Below are 1,675 nucleotides of genomic sequence, written 5' to 3' on the forward strand. Positions count from 1 at the left end.
GCTCTTTCTGCCCATTCTTGTGACTACTTTCCTATGCCTGACCTCATTCCCGAATTTCAGACCTGAATCCTTACGCTGGGCTTATATTACCGTTCGACCCGGACTATTAATGCTGCTAATTTTATTCGCACTCGACAACTTTGTTACAGGGCTGGTTGAAGTTTTACTCACTCCCTTGGTACTTTCTTTTGCTTCAGTTACCGTTCTCGGAACCATTCAATCTATCGGTGGCGCGGGGATGCTGTTGGGTAGTCTTGCTATGAGTATTTGGGGTGGGCCGAAACGTTTAATTCGTGGCATATTTGTTTTCGATATCCTTGCTCATCTGTGCATCCTAGCATTCGGTTTACGCACGAGTACCGAACTTTTTGCCTTAGCTAACTTCATCTTGTTTTTCAGTTTACCGCTCGTCAATGGCTGGTGCGATGCTATCTTGCTCCGAAAAGTGGCTCCCGATATTCAAGGCCGGGTCTTTGCTACAATCAACATGATTTGTTGGTCGTGTATTCCCGCCGCTTATGTTGTGGCTGGCCCTCTAGCCGAACGAATCTTTGAACCTCTCATGGCGACTGACGGGTTATTGGCAGGAAGCGTCGGACAAATTCTTGGCGTGGGGCCGGGTCGCGGTATTGGCTTGCTATTTATTACGATGGAAATTATAGCGATAGTGGTGACAGTTGCCGCTTACCGATATCCGCGCTTGTGGTTTGTAGAACGCGAATTGCCAGATGTTATTTAGTGCTTGGGGAAAGCTGTGGAGTTTCGTTGCTGTTTCCGGGGGGGCGATCGCTTCACCAATTCCTGTGGGTTATGGTGGCGATCGCCAGTTATGCGAGAGACGAGGATTAATGATGCCACGGCCCTTGCCGGTTGAAACGGCTGAGTCCCCACCGCTTCAATATCTGATACTCTCAAAAAACTATTTCATCACAACAAGATTGCGATCGCCCTCCTCAAACACTGCGATATGCTTAGCCCCTAAAGTGTCGGAAAAACCCACACCCCGCGTTTTTCCACACCACTTGCCTGTACATCCTTTCCCTCATCGCCACAGACAGCCAATAATGCTTCGGCTGCTGCGCCTGCATTTATTCGGATGTTGGTGCAGCGATCGCGCTGTATGACGGTCAGCCGAGGAACGGATTAATTTCGTCCAGTCCCGTCTTAAACCAAGCGACGGATGCTGTGTATTCTACGCCATCGTGAGCTGGACTACCACGTTAAGAAATCCCCGCCGAGCGATGCAGCAATGCAGTAAGTGCGGCAAACTTTCTGGTATCAGGTCGAGTTTACCAAGATGAAGATAGAACGGCACGGGCAGGCCAAAATACTCACGCAACAGGAAATCGAGCTTTTGTTCAACAAAGGTTTGCAAACCGCTCGCGATCGCACCCTCTTCGGAGTTTGTCTCTACACCGCCTGCCGCATTGCCGAAGCTTGTTCCCTGATGGTCAAGGATATCTACTATTAGGGGTGAAGTGAGCAGTCGTACAGAAACTTACGAATCGGCTGAAAGTTTTACTGGATAAGCATTCTAGGAATCACTCTTTTTGTCTCTCAAAAACTTGAAGAGTTGAAAATTAAACTGTACCAATTAAAGCATAGATTTTTTGGTACAGCTTTTTTGTACGGCACAGTAAGGATTTGAGGCTTTTAAATTTCAGACAGATCAATT

General features: G+C 47.8%; 2 protein-coding genes and 1 pseudogene. All 3 read left to right on the forward strand.

Translation table 11 applies throughout. The features are described 5' to 3' along the window. A pseudogene (locus QUA00_RS36620) lies at window positions 1-739 on the forward strand (hypothetical protein); the annotation flags it as partial. After that, entirely contained in the window at window positions 729-1,124 is a 396-nt protein-coding gene (locus QUA00_RS36625) for a hypothetical protein (protein WP_333311106.1), read from the forward strand. The pseudogene QUA00_RS36620 and the gene QUA00_RS36625, both read left to right, overlap by 11 nt. Before the next feature lie 134 nt (window positions 1,125-1,258). Further along, window positions 1,259-1,471: a hypothetical protein gene (locus QUA00_RS36630; protein ID WP_333413480.1), complete on the forward strand. Its 213-nt coding sequence runs from the start codon at window positions 1,259-1,261 to the stop codon at window positions 1,469-1,471. The last annotated feature ends 204 nt before the right edge of the window (window positions 1,472-1,675 follow it).

Origin of the sequence: Microcoleus sp. T2B6 (assembly GCF_036700475.1) — a bacterium.
Taxonomy (GTDB): Bacteria; Cyanobacteriota; Cyanobacteriia; order Cyanobacteriales; family Microcoleaceae; genus Microcoleus.

Bases quoted from the DNA above. Each gene is read 5' to 3' on its own strand.
- QUA00_RS36625 (WP_333311106.1), top strand. From the start codon at position 729: ATGTTATTTAGTGCTTGGGGAAAGCTGTGGAGTTTCGTTGCTGTTTCC.